General features: G+C 42.3%; 14 protein-coding genes. 10 read left to right on the forward strand and 4 right to left on the reverse strand.

What is annotated here, in order from left to right:
- Positions 1-73: 73 nt before the first annotated feature.
- The 10 genes from mdh (at position 74) to BN3283_RS08920 (ending at position 12432) form a co-directional block, all read left to right on the forward strand.
- Complete coding sequence (gene mdh / locus BN3283_RS08870) at positions 74-1012, forward strand: malate dehydrogenase (RefSeq protein WP_041504223.1); 939 nt, start codon at positions 74-76, stop codon at positions 1010-1012.
- Between the two features lie 201 nt (positions 1013-1213).
- Complete coding sequence (locus tag BN3283_RS08875) at positions 1214-2350, forward strand: hypothetical protein (protein ID WP_059026426.1); 1137 nt, start codon at positions 1214-1216, stop codon at positions 2348-2350.
- Positions 2351-2352: 2 nt separating this feature from the next.
- Positions 2353-3363 carry a Kelch repeat-containing protein gene (locus BN3283_RS08880; RefSeq protein WP_059026427.1) on the forward strand — a complete coding sequence of 337 codons (1011 nt, stop codon included), beginning with the start codon at positions 2353-2355 and terminating at the stop codon, positions 3361-3363.
- Between the two features lie 466 nt (positions 3364-3829).
- Positions 3830-4264, forward strand: coding sequence for a retropepsin-like aspartic protease (locus BN3283_RS08890; RefSeq protein ID WP_041504440.1), 435 nt, complete (start codon positions 3830-3832; stop codon positions 4262-4264).
- 96 nt (positions 4265-4360) lie between these two features.
- On the forward strand, positions 4361-7345 hold the full coding sequence (gene secDF / locus BN3283_RS08895; RefSeq protein ID WP_059026430.1) for a protein translocase subunit SecDF: 2985 nt from the start codon (positions 4361-4363) through the stop codon (positions 7343-7345).
- 236 nt (positions 7346-7581) lie between these two features.
- A complete protein-coding gene (locus tag BN3283_RS08900) occupies positions 7582-7830 on the forward strand; it encodes a (2Fe-2S) ferredoxin domain-containing protein (protein ID WP_041504220.1) in 249 nt (82 codons plus the stop codon).
- Complete coding sequence (locus BN3283_RS08905; RefSeq protein WP_059026431.1) at positions 7821-9539, forward strand: [Fe-Fe] hydrogenase large subunit C-terminal domain-containing protein; 1719 nt, start codon at positions 7821-7823, stop codon at positions 9537-9539. Before BN3283_RS08900 ends, BN3283_RS08905 begins: the two co-directional genes overlap by 10 nt.
- A 13-nt stretch (positions 9540-9552) precedes the next feature.
- Positions 9553-10737 carry a SpoIIE family protein phosphatase gene (locus tag BN3283_RS08910; RefSeq protein WP_059026432.1) on the forward strand — a complete coding sequence of 395 codons (1185 nt, stop codon included), beginning with the start codon at positions 9553-9555 and terminating at the stop codon, positions 10735-10737.
- Between the two features lie 32 nt (positions 10738-10769).
- Positions 10770-11024: an NAD(P)H-dependent oxidoreductase subunit E gene (locus BN3283_RS08915; protein ID WP_059026433.1), complete on the forward strand. Its 255-nt coding sequence runs from the start codon at positions 10770-10772 to the stop codon at positions 11022-11024.
- Between the two features lie 10 nt (positions 11025-11034).
- A complete protein-coding gene (locus BN3283_RS08920) occupies positions 11035-12432 on the forward strand; it encodes a monomeric [FeFe] hydrogenase (RefSeq protein ID WP_286137619.1) in 1398 nt (465 codons plus the stop codon).
- Between the two features lie 217 nt (positions 12433-12649).
- Here the strand turns inward: BN3283_RS08920 and BN3283_RS08925 are convergent, their stop codons facing one another.
- The 4 genes from BN3283_RS08925 to BN3283_RS14680 form a co-directional block, all read right to left on the reverse strand.
- Positions 12650-14803, reverse strand: a complete 2154-nt coding sequence (locus tag BN3283_RS08925; RefSeq protein WP_059026435.1) for a cation:proton antiporter — start codon at positions 14801-14803, stop codon at positions 12650-12652.
- A 350-nt stretch (positions 14804-15153) separates the two neighbouring features.
- A complete protein-coding gene (gene corA, locus BN3283_RS08930) occupies positions 15154-16215 on the reverse strand; it encodes a magnesium/cobalt transporter CorA (protein WP_059026436.1) in 1062 nt (353 codons plus the stop codon).
- Positions 16216-16365: 150 nt separating this feature from the next.
- Entirely contained in the window at positions 16366-17865 is a 1500-nt protein-coding gene (locus tag BN3283_RS08935) for a catalase (protein ID WP_059026437.1), read from the reverse strand.
- A 24-nt stretch (positions 17866-17889) separates the two neighbouring features.
- The gene (locus BN3283_RS14680) at positions 17890-18024 is read right to left on the reverse strand and encodes a hypothetical protein (RefSeq protein ID WP_286137620.1); all 135 of its coding nucleotides are present in this window, start codon (positions 18022-18024) and stop codon (positions 17890-17892) included.
- Positions 18025-18457: the final 433 nt, after the last annotated feature.

Raw genomic sequence — 18457 nt, forward strand, 5'->3', positions numbered from 1 at the left:
GTATACATTTGGGTCGGCATTAAAGCTGACACTAAATAAAACAGGATAGTATAACAATAAAAAAATTGCAAAAATGAAAGTTACAGTTGTAGGAGCAGGAAATGTTGGTGCTACTTGCGCCAATTGCATCGCCGAAAAAGACATCGTCGGCGAAGTGGTTCTTTTGGACATCAAAGAAGGTGTTTCAGAAGGAAAATCTTTGGATATGTGGCAAACCGCTCCGATTAATCTTTATGACACCCGTATCAAGGGAGTTACCAACGATTACGAAGCAACCAACAATTCGGATGTAGTAGTCATCACTTCCGGTCTTCCCCGCAAACCGGGTATGAGCCGCGACGACTTGATCTCAACCAACGCCGGTATCGTAAAATCAGTAACCGAAAATATCATCAAGCACTCACCGAAAGCCATCATTATCATCGTTTCCAACCCGTTGGACGTGATGTGTTATTGCGCTTACCTGACTGCCAAAATCGACTCTTCCAGGGTATTCGGTATGGCCGGTATTTTAGACACGGCCCGTTACAGGGCTTTCTTAGCCGAAGCGTTGAATGTTTCTCCGAAAGACATTCAGGCCTTGTTGATGGGTGGTCACGGCGACACCATGGTTCCGCTTCCCCGTTACACAACTGTCGGCGGTATCCCCGTTACCGAATTGATTGAAAAAGAGAAGTTGGATGCCATCATCGAAAGAACAAAAGTGGGCGGTGGCGAACTGGTAAAACTGATGGGAACTTCCGCCTGGTATGCCCCGGGTGCCGCTGCAGCTCAAATGGTCGAAGCCATCATCCGCAACCAAAGACGGGTATTCCCTGTTTGTGCCATGCTGAACGGTGAATACGGCATGAAAAACATCTATTTGGGTGTTCCGGTCATCTTGGGTAAAAACGGTATTGAAAAAATTATCGAAGTTTCCTTGAACAAAGAAGAAAAAGCTTTGTTGGAACAATCGGCTAAAGCCGTGAGATCCGTAATGGATGTTTTGGACAACATGAAAATCTTTAACTAACAATAATACTTCACGATCATTCTGTTAGAACCGTTCCGGGGTACCGGAACGGTTTTTTGTTTACACAAAACCCATTATTGATCTATAATAATGTAATATTTCACACGAATATTGTTTGATATAATATTTTATCTATTATCTTTACACTTAATTTGCACCAACAATGATATTATTATCACCAATGATAAAAATTCATATATCATGAAGAAAATCAATTCAATCAAACTGTTTGCATTATTATTTACAATTGGATTATTCCATTGCTGTACAATAAAAGAAGAAGGAATTGCCAACGCGACACCCTCTCCATCAGAAATGAAAATAACAAATGGGATATTAATTTTACCTAATCATAAAGTATTAACTTCAATTCTTAATGATAAGATAGAAATATCCACAAATAGTTTTGTAACTAAATTTACTTCTCAACAAAATCTATTGGACGAAATTATTGCAGCCGAACGTAAACAAATGGATTATTTAGATCAACTAAGCGGAAAAGCGTTGGAACAAGCTCCGAAACATAGTAACACTTATAATGAAGCACTAAGAAAAGGGGTTATAAGAAAAGTATTCTATACCGATGGATCATCTTCCTACGATCTTAACCTTGCTGCTCCATATTATGCAAAAGTAGTCAATAATGAAGGCTTCTTTGCCGTCAATGACACCATATTCCAAGTCACAGCAAATCAATTCAAAATATGGTTTCAAGGTGATATCCAAAACACCAAACTCCTATCTGAATGCAAAATCTCTGATCCTAAAAAAAACATTCTCGTATATGATTATACTTCAAAACCACAAGCTCGTACAATATCTTTCCCTGCATCTCCACCCAATATTACATCTGGACTATCAATCATAAAAGACAATAAACGATATTCTTTTGTTTATTATGACAAAATGGCCTTAGCTCTTCCAGACAACTATATTAGAGAACTGTACATGCGTGCCATTGGACAAGAAAAAATCAATGGAACAAATTCTTATAATTTTAAATCGTTTGCTTTCAAAATAGGCATAAAGTTAACAACTGAGACAAATGGTGTTAGAAGTAATGAAATCATTCTATACTCGTTCAATACAGGGTCAAATGTATGGTTTACCATCTACCCGTCTTATAATTTATTTTTAGACGGAAAGAATCCCGTAACAACAAATGAACCGTATACATATGTTTTAACCGCCTATCCATATTTAGAGTTAACTGATCCAGTAGCTTTTAGCATGCTTGGTTTCACAAGATCTTCCATTTCGGACGTTTTTTTCAGAAATATTGAACGTGGAACCACTTCAACTTATGAAGTTAAAGACTTTACAGAAATACCTAATTAATCATGCCTCAATATTTTTTTCACATGTTTTTCTTCCTCTTTCTTATCGCATGCGATAAAGAAGAGATAAAACCATCCGTTCCCCAGGGAAACTGGGAAAAAGGAAGAGCGCCCTCGATAGAAGCAAGGAACGAACCTGTTATCTTCACCGTAAACGAGGAGATTTGCCTGGGATTAGGACATTATAATGCCCTTTGGCCACAACACTTCAATCAATTCGTAAATTTCGATCTGAAGTCGGGCTGGAACCCCAACAAACACCTTCCGCCTTTTCCCGGTAAAGGCAGAGGAGGAGCTGTTGCCTTTACCATCGGGCATAAAGCCTACGTGGGTTTAGGCTATACTTTTTACTCGACAGACGATCCTTCAGCAGGATATTTTACGGATTTTTGGGTATACGACAGTCAGGAAAAGACCTGGACACGGTTGCCCTATGATTTTCCGGGAGTTCCCCGCCAACAGGCAGTCGCCTTTAGCCTGAACGGGAAGGGGTACGTGGGGAGCGGACTGTCGGCAGAGCGTAAAATCTTGGGAGATTTTTACGAATTCGATCCCCCAACGGGCTGGAAACGTATTGCCGATATCGACGAAAGACGTTACGGAGCCACCGCATTCGTTGCCAACGGAACGGCATACGTCTGCCTCGGAAAAACAGAGAACGGTTATATCCGTCATGTAACTAAATTCATTCCGGAAACCAAAACCTGGAAAGGCATTTTCACGACGGTTGCCACGGAAGAAGGCCCGATGTGCATAAACGCCGCCTCTTTCGTCATCCGGCAAAACGGCACCGACTATCCCTATATCGCGGGAGGGGCAAAAACCGATACTCCGACCGAATACAAACCGTTATCCGACTGCTGGGGCTTAGATCCCAAAATAGAAACTTGGGTAAAGGTCGCCTCATTTCCGCATCCTGTCAGTAAAGGGATAGGGTTTACCAAAGAAGGAATAGGATTTATTCTATCCTTGGAGGAAGACTCCATGCAAACTTGGGAATTTGTCACCCACTAAATTAAATCCGACAATTCCATCTTCGATTTCCGGGTACTCCTCCGTTTTCGTGTCCGGAAATCTATTTCAAAGCCGATATCACGACCACTCATAACGCTAAGGAAATGAAAAAAGAACCGTATCAAACCGCAAAAGATAAAACACCACAAACTATTCCAAGGATACCTTACCGAAATCATTGCCGCTCTTTTCTTCCCGTACATCATCCGGGAAAATACGAAATACGACAGAATAAACTCGGATATTACTTTATCAGGACAAGACAAAGCGAAGTAGATTCATTACCGTAAGGCAGATAACGGTCATAACGATACGAATTTCACCCTATTTTTTACAACCGTTCTAATTACTATTATTTTACGAATCCGGGAAAGTCAATTATCCTCTTTTATCTTCATAACTATTTCTTTTTGAAATTAACATCTTGATTTTTCGGATTTCGCCGAAAATGTTTATGTTTGTGTTAATGAAAAGATATGAAGTAAAAGTACCGATAGAGGTGGTAGAATTGGAAGAGAACAGCTTTCATATCATCACCGTGTTGCAGATCGGCAGTTTAGAGGGAGATTTTATTATTGATACAGGTGCTTCCGTCTCGGTTATAGACAAATACACCCCTTTCAATTACGAACCGGTAGAAGATGCTTCGGAAATAAATTCCGGAGGAGTAAACGGAGAAATCAACGAGGTTCAGTTGGTAAACATTGCCGCATTGCAAATCGGCGATCATACCCTTGAAAATGTTCATATGGCCCTGATAGACCTGCAATACGTGAATTCTTTATACGAAAAACACCTCCAGCGAAGAGTTGCCGGGCTATTAGGTTGCGATTTTTGTGTGAAATACAATGCGGTCATCGATTATGAAAATAAGGTATTAACATTAAAAGTATCTGTCTAAGTGTGCCGATATTTAAAAAAAATGTTATACTTTTGCGCACTAAATAACAGTTAAAAGAATTATTGGAGCTTAAGTAATTATAAAATTATTAAACAAATGCAGAATAAAGGAGCGATCACATTACTCGCTGTTGCCTTGGCATTGGTGAGTCTTTATCAGTTGTTTTTTACTTATAAAACAAACCAGGTAGAGAAGGCGGCAAGAGTATTTGCACAGGGAGACCCGGGCAAAGAAAAAGCCTATTTGGATTCCATTGCGAATCAACCTGTTTACAATTTTTTGGGAATAGCCAAATTCACTTACAAAGAGTGTAAAGAGCTGGAATTAAATTTAGGTTTGGACTTAAAAGGCGGTATGAACGTGACCATGGAAGTCGATGTGGCTGACGTGGTAAGAAGTTTAGCCAACCATAGTGCGGATCCCGCGTTTAATCAGGCTATCAACGAAGCTATTAAGATGAGGGTTTCCAGCCCGAAAGATTTCGTAACTCTTTTCGGTGAGGCTTTCGAAAAAATTGCCCCGGGAGCACAACTGGCATCTCCGGCTATATTCGGTACGCACGAAATGAAAGAAAAAATCAAAATCGGAGCCACGAATAAAGAGGTGCTGGACATCATCAGAAAAGAAGCGGACGGAGCGATAGATAACACATTCAACATCTTACGTACCCGTATCGACCGTTTCGGCGTAGCTCAACCGAATATTCGGAAAGCCGATATATCCGGAAGAATCGTTATCGAGTTACCGGGTATTAAAGATCCGCAACGGGTAAGGGAGTTATTGCAGGGAACCGCTGCCCTTGAATTTTATGAAACCTATGACAATCCTGAATATTATCAATATTTAGTAGCAGCCAACGACAAATTGCGGGAAGTATTAGAAGCTCAAGGAGCATTGACCGAAAGCGCAACAGCTACCCCGGAAAAAACAGAGGCGGATCAAGCAAAAAGCGAAGACAAGGAATCAGCCATTTTAAGTGCCTTGAAAGAGGGACAAGACTCTTTGGCCAACACGTCAGAAAGCGAATTCTTTAAAAACAATCCTTTGTTCGCCGTTCTTCAACCCAACATCACCCAACAAGGTCCCGGCAACGGATCTACGGTAGGTTATGCCTTAGTAAAAGATACCTCCAAAGTGAACAAATACCTGGCAATGCCGCAGGTAAGAGCCATGTTACCTCGTAATTCCCGACTTTTGTGGGAAATGAAAAGTGTAAACGGAGCGGTCGCCTTGCACGCTATAAAAATCACCACCCGTAACGGAAAAGCCCCGTTGGAAGGTGATGCTATCGTTGATGCCCGCAAAGATTTCGACCAATCGGGAGCTCCCGTTGTCTCCATGAATATGAACGGAGAAGGAACCAAAACCTGGGCCAGACTGACAAAAGAAAACATCGGACATTGTATCGCTATTGTTTTGGACGGTTTAGTGGCTTCCTCTCCTAATGTAAACGACGAAATCAAAGGCGGTAGTTCTCAAATTTCAGGCCGTTTCGACGTAAAAGAAGCGGAGGACTTGGCCAACATCTTAAAATCCGGTAAATTACCCGCTCCAGCCCGTATCATAGCCGACGAAGTAGTCGGACCGTCTTTGGGACAGGAAGCCATCCAATCCGGTATGTGGTCATTCATCATCGCCTTCACACTGGTATTGGCTTACATGTTATTCTTCTACAGCAAGAACGCGGGTTGGGCTGCAGATATCGCTCTTTTCGCCAACCTATTCTTCTTGTTCGGTATCTTGGCTTCTATCGGGGCCGTATTAACGTTACCGGGTATTGCCGGTATCGTATTGACGATGGGTATGGCGGTAGATGCCAACGTATTGATATATGAACGCATACAGGAAGAGCTACGTTCGGGCAAGGGATTGAAGTTAGCCATCAAAGAGGGTTACAACAACGCCTACTCTGCCATTATTGACGGTAACCTGACCACTTTGTTGACCGGTTTTATCCTTTATTATTTCGGAGAAGGTCCTATTAAAGGTTTCGCCACGACATTGATCATCGGTATTCTCTCTTCTTTGTTCACAGCTATCTTTATCACCCGTCTGATACTCGAAAGGGCCGCATCAAAGAGCGATAACGTAACCTTCACCACAAGCGCTACGGCCAATTGGTTGAGAGACACGAAATTCCCTTTCCTGAGCAAACGGAAGATCAGCTATACATTATCCGGAATCGTTATCTTAATCTGCTTCATATCTCTGTTCACGAGGGGATTGGACAAGGGTATCGACTTCGTGGGAGGTAGAACTTATACCGTCAGCTTCAATGAAAGCGTACGGGTCGATGATGTCGCTTCCAGCTTAGAGAAAGTATACGGAAGTGCTCCGGAGGTAAAAACATTCGGTACGGCCAATCAGGTAAAGATTACGACCAAATACAAAATCGACGAGAACGGTGCGGATGTAGATGCGGAAGTAGATTCACTTCTATACGTGGGGTTACAGGAATACATACCCGCCGGAACAGACTACCCGACTTTCCGCGATGTCAATTTACAGATGTCACAGAAGATCGGACCGGCCGTTGCCGAAGACATGACAAGAGCCGCTATCTGGTCCGTTCTATTCGCACTGATCGGAATATTCCTTTACATTATGATCCGGTTCTCTAAATGGCAATACGGTGCAGGAGCTGTCGTCGGCTTGGCACACAATACCATTATCGTTATCGGTATGTTCTCCCTGTTTGCCGGTATTCTTCCCTTCTCATTGGAGGTAGACCAGGCATTTATCGCGGCAATTCTAACGGTAGTAGGTTATTCCATCAACGACACGGTAGTCGTGTTCGACCGTATCCGCGAATACCGGAAACTATACCCGAAACGGGACGACGAAATCGTGGTTAACGATGCATTGAATTCGACTTTACGTCGTACATTCAGTACCTCATTATCTACCATCGTCGTATTGTTAGCGATTTTCATCTTCGGCGGTGCATCTATTAAAGGATTCATATTCGCCCTGTTAATCGGTATCATTGTCGGAACTTACTCTTCTTTGTTTATCGCCACTCCCATCTCTTTCGATTTGAGCCGGAAGTTCGATAAAAAAGAGATAAAAGGAAAAGAATAAGTACTTATAAACGAAATACAAAAGGTACTGTCCCATGAAAAAGGACAGTACCTTTCCTTTTTAAAAACATCCGGTAATTTTACCCTTAATTTCTCTTGATAGGGGGAAAAACTTACAATCTGAAACCAAATCAAGGGAAATCATATTAAAATTACAAGATAATTGGTTTTATTACAAAAAGAATTATACTTTTGTAGCGTGGATGGCATCTATTCGATAATCAAAGTTTTACAATTATGGCAAAGCGTCAAATCAGAATTTGTTTAGGTAGTTCTTGCTTTTCCAGAGGAAACAACACGAATCTGGGAATCATAAAAAAATACCTGAGCGAGAATCATTTGGAGGCAGAAATCGATTTCTGCGGTCATCTCTGTGAAGAACTATGCAGTAAAGGACCGATTATCAGGATAGACGATAAAGTGTATGAAGAGGTTAATCTCTCCCGTTTATATAAAATCTTACAAGAGGAGTTCCCATGCAACTAAGACCTATTTACACCGTACCGGACAACTGTCAGGATTGTTATAAATGTATCCGGGAATGTCCCGTAAAGGCAATCCGCATCGAAGACAATAAAGCTTCTATCATCGAAGACCGTTGTATTTATTGCGGGCACTGTACACAAGTATGCCCGACCGGAGCGAAAAAAGTACGGGACGGACTTACCCGGGCAAAGCTGACATTGGAGAAGTATCCCAAGGTCATTCTGTCCCTGGCCCCGTCATACGTGAGTGAATTTGAAGGCATCGCCTCCAATGTCCTTATTGCCGCCATCAAGCGTTTGGGGTTTACGGCCGTTTCAGAAACCGCTTTGGGAGCTGAAATTGTTTCCGACCGGACGGAAAAATTCTTGGAACAGGCCGAAAACGGTGTTTATATCTCTTCTGCCTGTCCCGTGGTCGTCGAGTACATTCGCAAATACTCTTCCGAGCATGTGCGGAATATCACCCCCATCGTTTCCCCGATGCTGGCCCACGCTAAAATTTTAAAAAAGCTATACGGAGAAGATATAAAAATCGTCTTCGCGGGACCCTGTATCTGTAAAAAATTAGAAGCCGACTACTTCAACAACTTAGTGGATGTTGTAATCACATTCAAAGATTTGAAAGAATGGTTGGAGAAAGCGGAAATCAACTTAAAAGATAAGGTTTTAGAGCAATCCGAAGAAAAATTCGTTCCTTACCGTTCCGGTCTCGGAGCCTATTATCCGATTGAAGGAGGTATGTTACAAGGAATGCATAAACCGAAAAAGCCCGTCCACAACATGGCCTTTTCCGATTTATCCACGATAAAAGACGTCCTCAAACATTTGGATTCTCAGCGTAAGGAAGACTCTATCTTTTTGGAATTGTTGGCTTGTAAAGGCGGCTGTATCAACGGACCGGCCAAATTGAGCCACGTGTCTCCCGCTTTAAAACGGTATGAAATCATACATAAAGCCGACTTAGGTAATCCGAAAGAAGACTTCAAAGACATCGACTTACAAATTCTGTTCTGTAAAGACCCTCATATTGTAGAGCACCGATACACGGAAGAAGAGATTAAACAGGCTATGGCCGTCGTGGGGAAGAACGGGCCGGAAGACGAGCTGAATTGCAGCGGTTGCGGTTACGATTCATGCCGGGATTTTGCCATCGCCATGTTGGAAGGACGGGCCGAAGAGAACATGTGTGTCTCCTACATGCGAAAAATCGCCCATGATAAGGCGACAGTGCTTTTACAAAAAATCCCTGCCGGAGTTCTGCTCGTCAACGCGGAGCTGAAAGTGATGGACATGAATCAAAGGTGTGCCGCACTGATGGGGGAAGATATCGCTTCCATTTATGAAGTGGACCCCGGTTTATACGGAGTGGATTTAAAAAATATATGTTCTTTCGAGGACCTGTTCAGAGCTGTTCTCACCACGGGCAAAGAGATCACGGAACGTCAGATCCGGGAGGACGACAAAACCTGGATCTTGTCCATTTACAACATACAGCCTCATCGGTTGGTATTCGGTCTATTGCAAGACTTGAGAGAGCCTGGCGTACAAAAGGAGTGGATGCTCGAAAAGACGCAGGAAGTGATAAAAAAACACATGGAGACCGTGCAGCAAGTGGCCTGCCTGTTAGGAGAAAATGCAGCATTCACGGATGCCACCTTGAGGACAGTCATGGAAGCCTATAAAAAGCAAGATGATCTGACAACCCTTTAAAAAACAATATCCCTTGAGAAACAACGGTAATTTCATAGAGGTCGAGTTCTTTCAAAAGAATAAAGCAGGCAACGTCGTCTGCGGAGATTGTTTTATGTCTCAAAAATTGAAAGGGGAAGGAAGGGTTATCAGCGTATTATCGGACGGATTGGGTAGCGGCATTAAGGCATGTGTTCTTTCGACCATGACAGCCACTATGGCCATGCGTTTTACGGCTATGAACGAAAGTATCCTCAAAACATCTACCTCTATCATGAATACCCTCCCCCGGGATATGGTCCGAAAGATCAGTTACTCCACCTTTTGTATCTGCGACATCGATTGCTTTGGGTATGTCAAAATCATCGAATACGAATCTCCCTCCTTCTATCTATACCGGAAAGGAGTATTTGTAGAAGTCCCCAAACAAAAGATCCCCGTTGAACGAGAAGATCTGGACAATACCTATCTTTGGATTTCGGAATTCAATTTAGAGAAAGAAGACCGGATTATATTCTTCAGCGACGGAGTCAGCCAGTCGGGAATGGGAACCAACAGGATGCCTTTCGGATGGGAAGACGGGGCAAAAGAGTATATTGCCAAATTGGTAGAACAAAAAAACGATATTTCAGCCAAAGAATTGGCTCACAAGATTGTCATTCAAGCCGAAAAAAACGACGGTTACAAATTAAAAGATGACACGAGTTGCTGTGTCATCTACATGAGAAAGCCCCGCAATCTCCTAATTTGTACAGGTCCTCCCTACGACGAAAAGAATGATAAGTACCTGGCCAGCAGAGTACGTGAATTTCAAGGGAAGAAGATCCTTTGCGGGGGGACGACAGCCACCATTGTTTCCAGGGAACTCGGGGCAAAGATGGAAATCGACATGAACATCGTGGACAAGAACCTTCCTCCCATTTCCAGGATGGAAGGAGTGGATTTGGTAACCGAAGGAATCTTGACGCTGAGCAAGGTGGAACGCATACTCACCGCGAATGAAAATGAACATCCCAAAGAGTACGGCCCGGCTGAAATGTTAGTAAAATATTTATTGGATAGTGATAAAATCACACTTTTAGTAGGAACAAGAATCAACACGGCACACCAAGACCCCAATCTGCCGGTTGAATTGGAAATCAGAAGAAATGTAGTAAAAAAAATAAAATATTTATTAGAAACAAAATATTTAAAAGACGTGGAGATTATGTATATTTAGCGTGTAAAATCTCTAAATAATCTACAAGGGCTATGAAAAAAATCGATTTGAAAATATGCATGGGTACCATGTGTTACGTAATGGGAGGAGCCGAGTTAAAAGATGCTATCGATTCTCTTCCCCAACACATCAAAGAACATTTAAACATTAGCTATTCTCCATGTCTCGGTTGTTGCACGGAAAAGCAGGAACCGCCGTTTATCGAATTAAACGGGCAAATAATAGCAGGTGTTAGTAAAGTTAATTTGATACAAATAGTTAAAGAAGAAGTAAGAGATGTTGTATGATAATTTTGCAATGCTCACGAAACGTGAGCTGCTGATTAGAATCGTAAAGCTATTAAAAGAAAAAAATTTAGTTGACGGGGTTAAATATATCCCGGTGGAAATGAGACCCAGGAACAAAAAGCCGATCAAATGTTGCGTGCATAAAGACCGGTACATTTTGAAACACAAAGTGATCTCCATTCTCGGTTTCGAAATCACAGACGAAGAGATCGACCTCATTCCATTGAGTGATTTTGCCCAAAAAGCGTTAGACAATAAAAACACGAAAGAGAACATACTCTCGGTAGTACACGAGGCATGCAGTGCTTGTATGCAATCGCAATATTTCGTGACCAACATGTGTCGCGGTTGTGAGGGACGTCCCTGTCTGATGAACTGTCCGAAAGCCGCCATCTCTTTCAAGGGAGGTAAGGCAACCATTACCCAGGAGGATTGCGTGAGTTGCGGACTTTGTTCCAAAGTCTGTCCTTACCACGCTATTGTCTACACTCCGGTTCCCTGCGAGGACGTATGCCCGGTGAAAGCCATCACCAAAGGCCCGGACGGAGTGGAACACATCGATAAGGATAAATGTATTTATTGCGGAAAATGTATGCAGACTTGTCCTTACGGGGCAATCATGGAACGTTCCAAGGTTATCGATGTATACAAGAGCATTTCCAACCCGGAGAAAAAGATCATTGCCATTCCCGCCCCGGCCATATACGGTCAATTCAACGCAAGTCCGGGACAAATACTGAATGCCATCAAACAAATCGGTTTTGACGAGGTCGTCGAAGTTGCGTTAGGAGCAGAAGATACTTCAAATAACGAATCGGCAGAATTTTTGGAACGGATGCATGAGGGTAAACCCTTTATGACAACCTCTTGTTGTCCGGCTTACGTGGGATGGGTAAACAAACATGCGCCGATGTTGAAACCCTTCGTTTCCGATACCCGCAGTCCTATGGTTTACGCGGCACGCCGGGTAAAGGCTCAATATCCGGATGCTGAAGTGGTATTTATCGGACCGTGTTTGGCCAAACGTTACGAGGCCGAATCCGTACCCGAAGTCGACTACGTGATGAGCTTCGAAGAGCTGGGAGCTTTTATGGTAGCCTACGATATCAACGTGGAAAACTGTGAAGAATTGCCGCTTAACCCGGAAGTGACTAAATTCAGCCGGGGATACGCTCAAGCCGGAGGTGTTCGGGATGCCATCGTAAATGCCGTGGGGAACGGTTACACCACCCTATCTATAGAAGGGCTGGACAAAAAGAACCAGAACAGCTTAAAGATGATGGCGAAAAAGCCGGAAGCCCAATTCGTCGAGGTAATGGCTTGTGATGGAGGTTGTGTTAACGGACCTTGTTCTTTAGCTCCGCTAACTCTTGCCAAACGTCAGATCAAAAAAGCATTAGAAAAATAAATCCGAATAAAATAATGAAAAGAGCCGTCATTTGATGGCTCTTTTTTAGTATATCAATAGGCCGAAGCCTATTCAAATTGCAAATCAGAAGGATTCCATGATTATCGCTTAAACGGTTGAATGATTCAATTTCAATCACCCCATCATTTAATCACAGAATCACCCAATCACTTAATCCTCTAAATCTACAATTTACAATCGTCAATCTACAATTAAATCATTTATTTTTCTTGAATAACTTTCCCAGGACCTTTCCCATATCTTCCAGATTTTCGAAAGGTTCGGCATGAGGAATACTCTTGAATACTCCCACCTCCTGCTCTCCAACTCCCATTTGCATAGGATAAACCAAAATACAATTATTCTGAAAGAAATATTTATTAAGATAAGTCGGAACCTGTGTCATATTCTTAGCATAAGAAGGATAATTCTTACGGCTCATGACAATCATCAAGGCATCGTTATCTCTTATATCCCGGGATATAATCAAAAAATCATCCCAATTATCAAATTCGTTGAAAATAGCATCTATCGGATGTTTCGCATGGGTCTCCTTCAAAACGGAAAGAACGGAAGAAGAAGCGTAAAACACCATTTTATTTCCCGTGTTTTTTCCGATATTCCATATCCTGACCAGCCAATAAGGGAAACCGATCTCCCGTTCCGCGTGAAAAGGTATAACCACAATACAACGTTTCAAGGTTGAGAAGGGTTGGGAAGGACGATAGACAAAAGTCGTCGTCGCACATTTACTCAACACCCGATCCGTCAGATTACCTAAAAAAGTATCTGAGATCTGTCCCTCCTTACGGAGTCCTAATACAATATCCGTAATTTTATGTTCCTTCACGGCATTTTTAATACCGTTGGCCACATCATAATCATACCGCAATAAGGTTGTCAACAAATTATCGGTCGCCGCGGCGGTTTTCGTGGCTTTTTCCAATAATAGATTCGATCGCTTTTCAGCCGAGGAATCCGCATTATCCGATTGAATAATACTCAAAGCCGTCAAAGAGGCTTTTCCTTTTTTCGATTTTACGGTAACTCCCAGATTGATCAACTCTTCCACGTTCTCGATATTACTCAAAGGAATCAAAATACGATCTTCCGTATCATCACTATCCACAATCTCCTCTTCCGCCAAATCCGCCAAAGCCACTTCCTGTGCGCCTTTTTGGGTAGCGAAGGAAGCAATGATACAAGTTACCAATATCATTACAATCGTACCGTTTAACACGCTTTCGTTCAATAAACGAATCGGATCCCCGTTCGCATCCGTCCCTATGATAACCTGATAGCCTACTAATACCGCAGCTAACGTTGCCGCTGCCTGGGCATTCGTTAACCCGAACATCAAGACAAACTCCGATTTGGTATAACGAAAACTTTTACAGGCAAGCCAAGCAGACACGTATTTCGCAAGTGTTGCCACCACAACCATAACGGCGGCAACCCAGACTGTCGTCCAATCTGCTACGAACACATGAAAATCGACCAACATTCCCACTCCGATCAAGAAAATAGGAATAAAAAAAGCATTCCCCACAAATTCAATTCGATTCATCAGGGCAGAAGTGTTAGGGATCAGATTATTCAACGCCAACCCGGCTAAAAATGCCCCGATAATTGCCTCCAATCCGGCAGCCTCTGCCAAAAAAGAAGCAAGAAAAACCAATCCTAAAATAAAAATATATTGCCCGATCTTATCATCATAACGCTTAAAAAACCAACGTCCTACAATAGGAAAAATAAAAATTACGACAGCAGCAAAGAGTATAGTAGAAACACTTAACCGAATCCAGAATTCATGAGAAAGAACTCCGTTGGACATTCCGACGATAACAGCCAGTACCAGCAATGCCAAAATACAAGTAACGATAGTCGCTCCGATCGTCACGTTTACAGCCCGGTTTTTCGTCACCCCGTATTTACTCACGATCGGGTAAGTAATCAACGTATGGGAGGCAAACATACTGGCTAACAAAATCGAGGTCGGATAGGAAAAATCCAACAAATAGACGCCGGCAGCCGTACCCATTAACATGGGAATCAAAAAAGTATATAAACCGAAAGTCAAGCCACGGACGCTGTTTTTCTTAAAATCAGCCATATCGATCTCCAATCCGGCCATAAACATGATATATAACAACCCCACCGTTCCGAAAAGAATAATACTGCTGTCCCTATCCATGATATGAAGTCCGTTGGGACCGATCAAAGCCCCGGCAAGAATCAAACCGATCAGATCAGGAATCTTTAACCGATGCAACAAAATAGGAGCCAGCAAAATAATAAACAAAATGACAGAAAAAATCAGCACCGGATTATTCAACGGCAAAGTAATCCCCAACAATATCTGAATCTGCATAATTATTATATTAATTAAATGGAATTCCGTTTTCCTCAACAAAATTACTAATTTCTACTGAAAAATTAGAACATCACCGGACAAAAAGGGAAATCAACTGAAGAAATTGACACCTGAATAAGGAGAGGAGCCAATTGTAATCGACAGTTCGGAAGAGGAGCGGATGAAGGGATTGAGAGATATAATGATTAAGAGATTGACGATTGTAAATTGTAGATTATAGATTAAAAATTACGTCCAATTTAAAATTTACAATAGAAAAATTGATGGTTAAAGGATTAAATTCGAATCACCTAATCACAGAATCACTAAATCACAGAATCACTAAACCATTAAAGATCTATAATTAATTAAAGCCATTTTTTTCGTTTGAAAAAAAGAAGCATGACAATAGTGACTGCAATCATGATACCCCAAAGGATGAAATAGGCGTAACGGTGATGTAGTTCCGGCATGTATTCGAAATTCATTCCGTAGATTCCGGCAATAAAGGTAAGAGGGATAAAGATGGCCGAAAATATGGTCAATATTTTCATGACGTCGTTTACCCTGTTGCTGATGCTTGTTTGATAAAGGTTCAGCTGGTCGGAAGTCATGGTATAGTATATTTCGATGGCTTCTTGTACTTGTACGACCAGATCGTCCAGATCGTGAAGGTAGGAGTAAGTGCGTTTGTCTATCAAAGGAGAATCGCAGCCGGTAAAACGGTTCATCAGTTCTTTTACGGGACGCACGTTTTTTCGTATGTAGGAGAGTTCGGTTCTGAAATGATAGATCTCTTCCACGTTTTCGATTTCCGAAGAGAAGATTCTTTTTTCCTGCTCTTCAATAGCGACTCCAAGTCTTTCGATATTGATGATATAATTGTCTACCAAGGTATCCAACAAAGCGTAACAGAGATAGTCCGGACCGAAATTTCGTATCTTACTTTGAGAATCATACAACCGTTTTTTTACGGCTTTGAAGTAATCGGTTTCCGTCTCTTGTATGGTGAGCAGGTAATGGTCTCCCACGATCATGGAAATTTGTTCCATATGTACGGCCTGGTCTTCCGTTCCGATATAGAACGATTTGATGATAACATAGAGATGATCTGTTTCTTCGCTGAAACGAGGACGTTGGTCCGTGTTCAGGATATCCTCCAGAATCAAAGGAGAGATCGTAAATACTTTTCCCAAGTCGGCGATCAACTGGGTGTTGTGCAGGCCGCTGATTCCGATCCAGGTCATGTGATCGTTGGATATGCTCTCTTTGATTTTCTCTATGTTTTCAGGAAAATACTCTTTTAATCCTTCGGGAGAGTATTGTAATACCTGAATGGAATTTCGATCCATTTTCTGTTTTCCGATAAAAATCAGAGAGCCCGGGGCTGCCCCTTGCGCCTTTTTACGATCTTTGAGGAAACGTGCCATTTTGTTAGAGTTAAGAAGTTAATTACACAAAGATACGTAAAAAACGTTAGATAGGGTTACGTGGAAAAGGGAGTCATAGCGGTAATTCAGAAGAAATGGGAACGTGACAAACAAGAAGGTAACTCAAGATTACCTTCTTGAAAGCGGCAATTATTTATTCCTCGGGTCCCATGCCGGATGCGCCGGATCCTCAGCTATCATCGCTTCGTCGAAAGAGATTCCGAGAGCTTTGGCTACGCCGCGACCATACCTTTCGTCAGCATAAGAGCAGTTACGTACATGGCGTTGTTTAATGAACAGTTCCGCATCTCCCATTGCCCGAGCCGTATTTTCGAATAAAACCAGTTGTTGCTCCGGTGTCATCAACCTGAACAGCAATCCGGGCTGAGTGAAATAGTCGTCGTCGTATTCGCGTTCGTCGTAGTTAAATATGTCTCCTGTCAATTTCAGGGGCGGTTCCTTTTTGGTGGGATCGTCCTGCCACTCGCCGTAACTATTGGGTTCATAACCTTTCGCACCGCCGTAATTGCCGTCCGTCCGCATCATGCCGTCGCGGTGGAAAGCATGGAAAGGACAACGCAGCTTATTCACAGGAATTTCGTTATAATTTACACCCAAACGATAACGTTGGGCATCTCCGTAAGAGAACAGACGTCCCTGTAGCATTTTGTCCGGAGAGAAACCGATACCCTCTACTATATTCATCGGATTGAACGCCGATTGCTCTACTTCGGCGTAATAATTTTCCGGATTGCGGTTTAGCTCCAGAATGCCCACGTCATGTAAAGGAAAATCTTTGTGATACCACACCTTTGTCAGGTCAAACGGATTGATCGCATAGGTATTTGCTTCTTCTTCGGTCATCAGCTGTACCTGCATTTTCCAGCGCGGGAAACGACCCTGTTCGATAGCCTCGAACAGATCTCTCTGATGCGATTCCCTGTCTTTAGCTACGATAGCCTCTGCTTCCGCATCGGTCAAGTTTTTTATACCTTGTAATGTTTGCAGGTGAAATTTTACCCATGTTCGTTTGTTATTTTTGTCGTAAAAACTATAGGTATGACTGCTGAAACCATGCATGTGACGGTAGGAGGCGGGAATACCTCGGTCACTCATGGTGATCGTTACCTGATGTAACGCTTCGGGTAATAGGGTCCAGAAATCCCAATTATTGTTGACACTGCGCATGTTGGTGCGCGGGTCCCGTTTAATGGCGTGGTTCAGGTCGGGAAATTTTAACGGATCGCGCATAAAAAAGACGGGCGTATTGTTTCCGACCAAATCCCAGTTGCCTTCGTCCGTGTAAAATTTCATGGCAAATCCCCGGAGATCTCGTTCTGCATCGGCCGCACCCCGTTCGCCGGCTACGGTTGAGAATCGGACGAAGCAATCTGTTTTTTTACCTATTTCGGCAAAGATCGAGGCTCGGGTATACCGGGTAATATCGTGCGTAACGGTAAAAGTTCCGTACGCTCCGGAACCTTTTGCATGCATTCGCCGTTCGGGAATTACCTCGCGGTCGAAGTGTGCTAGTTTTTCAATGTACCATGGATCCTGTAACATAACCGGACCCCGCGGGCCGGCAGTTTGAATGTTTTGGTTATCCGCTATCGGACGACCGTTTTCTGACGTCAATCTTTTCTTTTCCATTTTTGCTTAATTTTAATTTAGTGATTATATGTCCTGGATAAAGGCTTTCTCTTTTTGCAAAGATCCGTCATGACGAAATTCTTGTATCACTTCGCAAACGTGTAGACGTTGAAGCGTTGCCTCTTGTTTTATAGCTTTTATTTTATCACTTGTCTCCATTTCTCAACAATCGTTTTCAAGTTAAATGATACGGATTTCTATCCGTAACGGATTATCATTTGCTTTAACCCGTGTCTTCAGAATTGGCATAGGGTATCCGGTCCGGATAACGAGACACTGGATTTTATTTATACTGTTTAAGGGATGTATTTGTTTTATATTGTAAGAACAAAGGGGGGCGGAAATGTTTAATTGAAACAAGAAACGATAGGAAAAATGACGTGAAAGCTGTCCTTGTTTAGATTGTTTTTATTTTATTTCTGCTGAAAAACATGTTTTTCAACAAGTTTATAATTGATTGTCAATATCATATCTCACGAGAAAAAAATCCTGATACAAACTTGTTTAGATATAAGTATTGGCTACCTTTACGCATGTTTTACAACATAAAATGTGGAGTTAAACGTGTATTTTTTTAATGTAATAAATAAAT

It is taken from the genome of Gabonibacter massiliensis (assembly GCA_001487125.1).
GTDB classification, from domain to species: Bacteria; Bacteroidota; Bacteroidia; order Bacteroidales; family Marinifilaceae; genus Gabonibacter; species Gabonibacter massiliensis.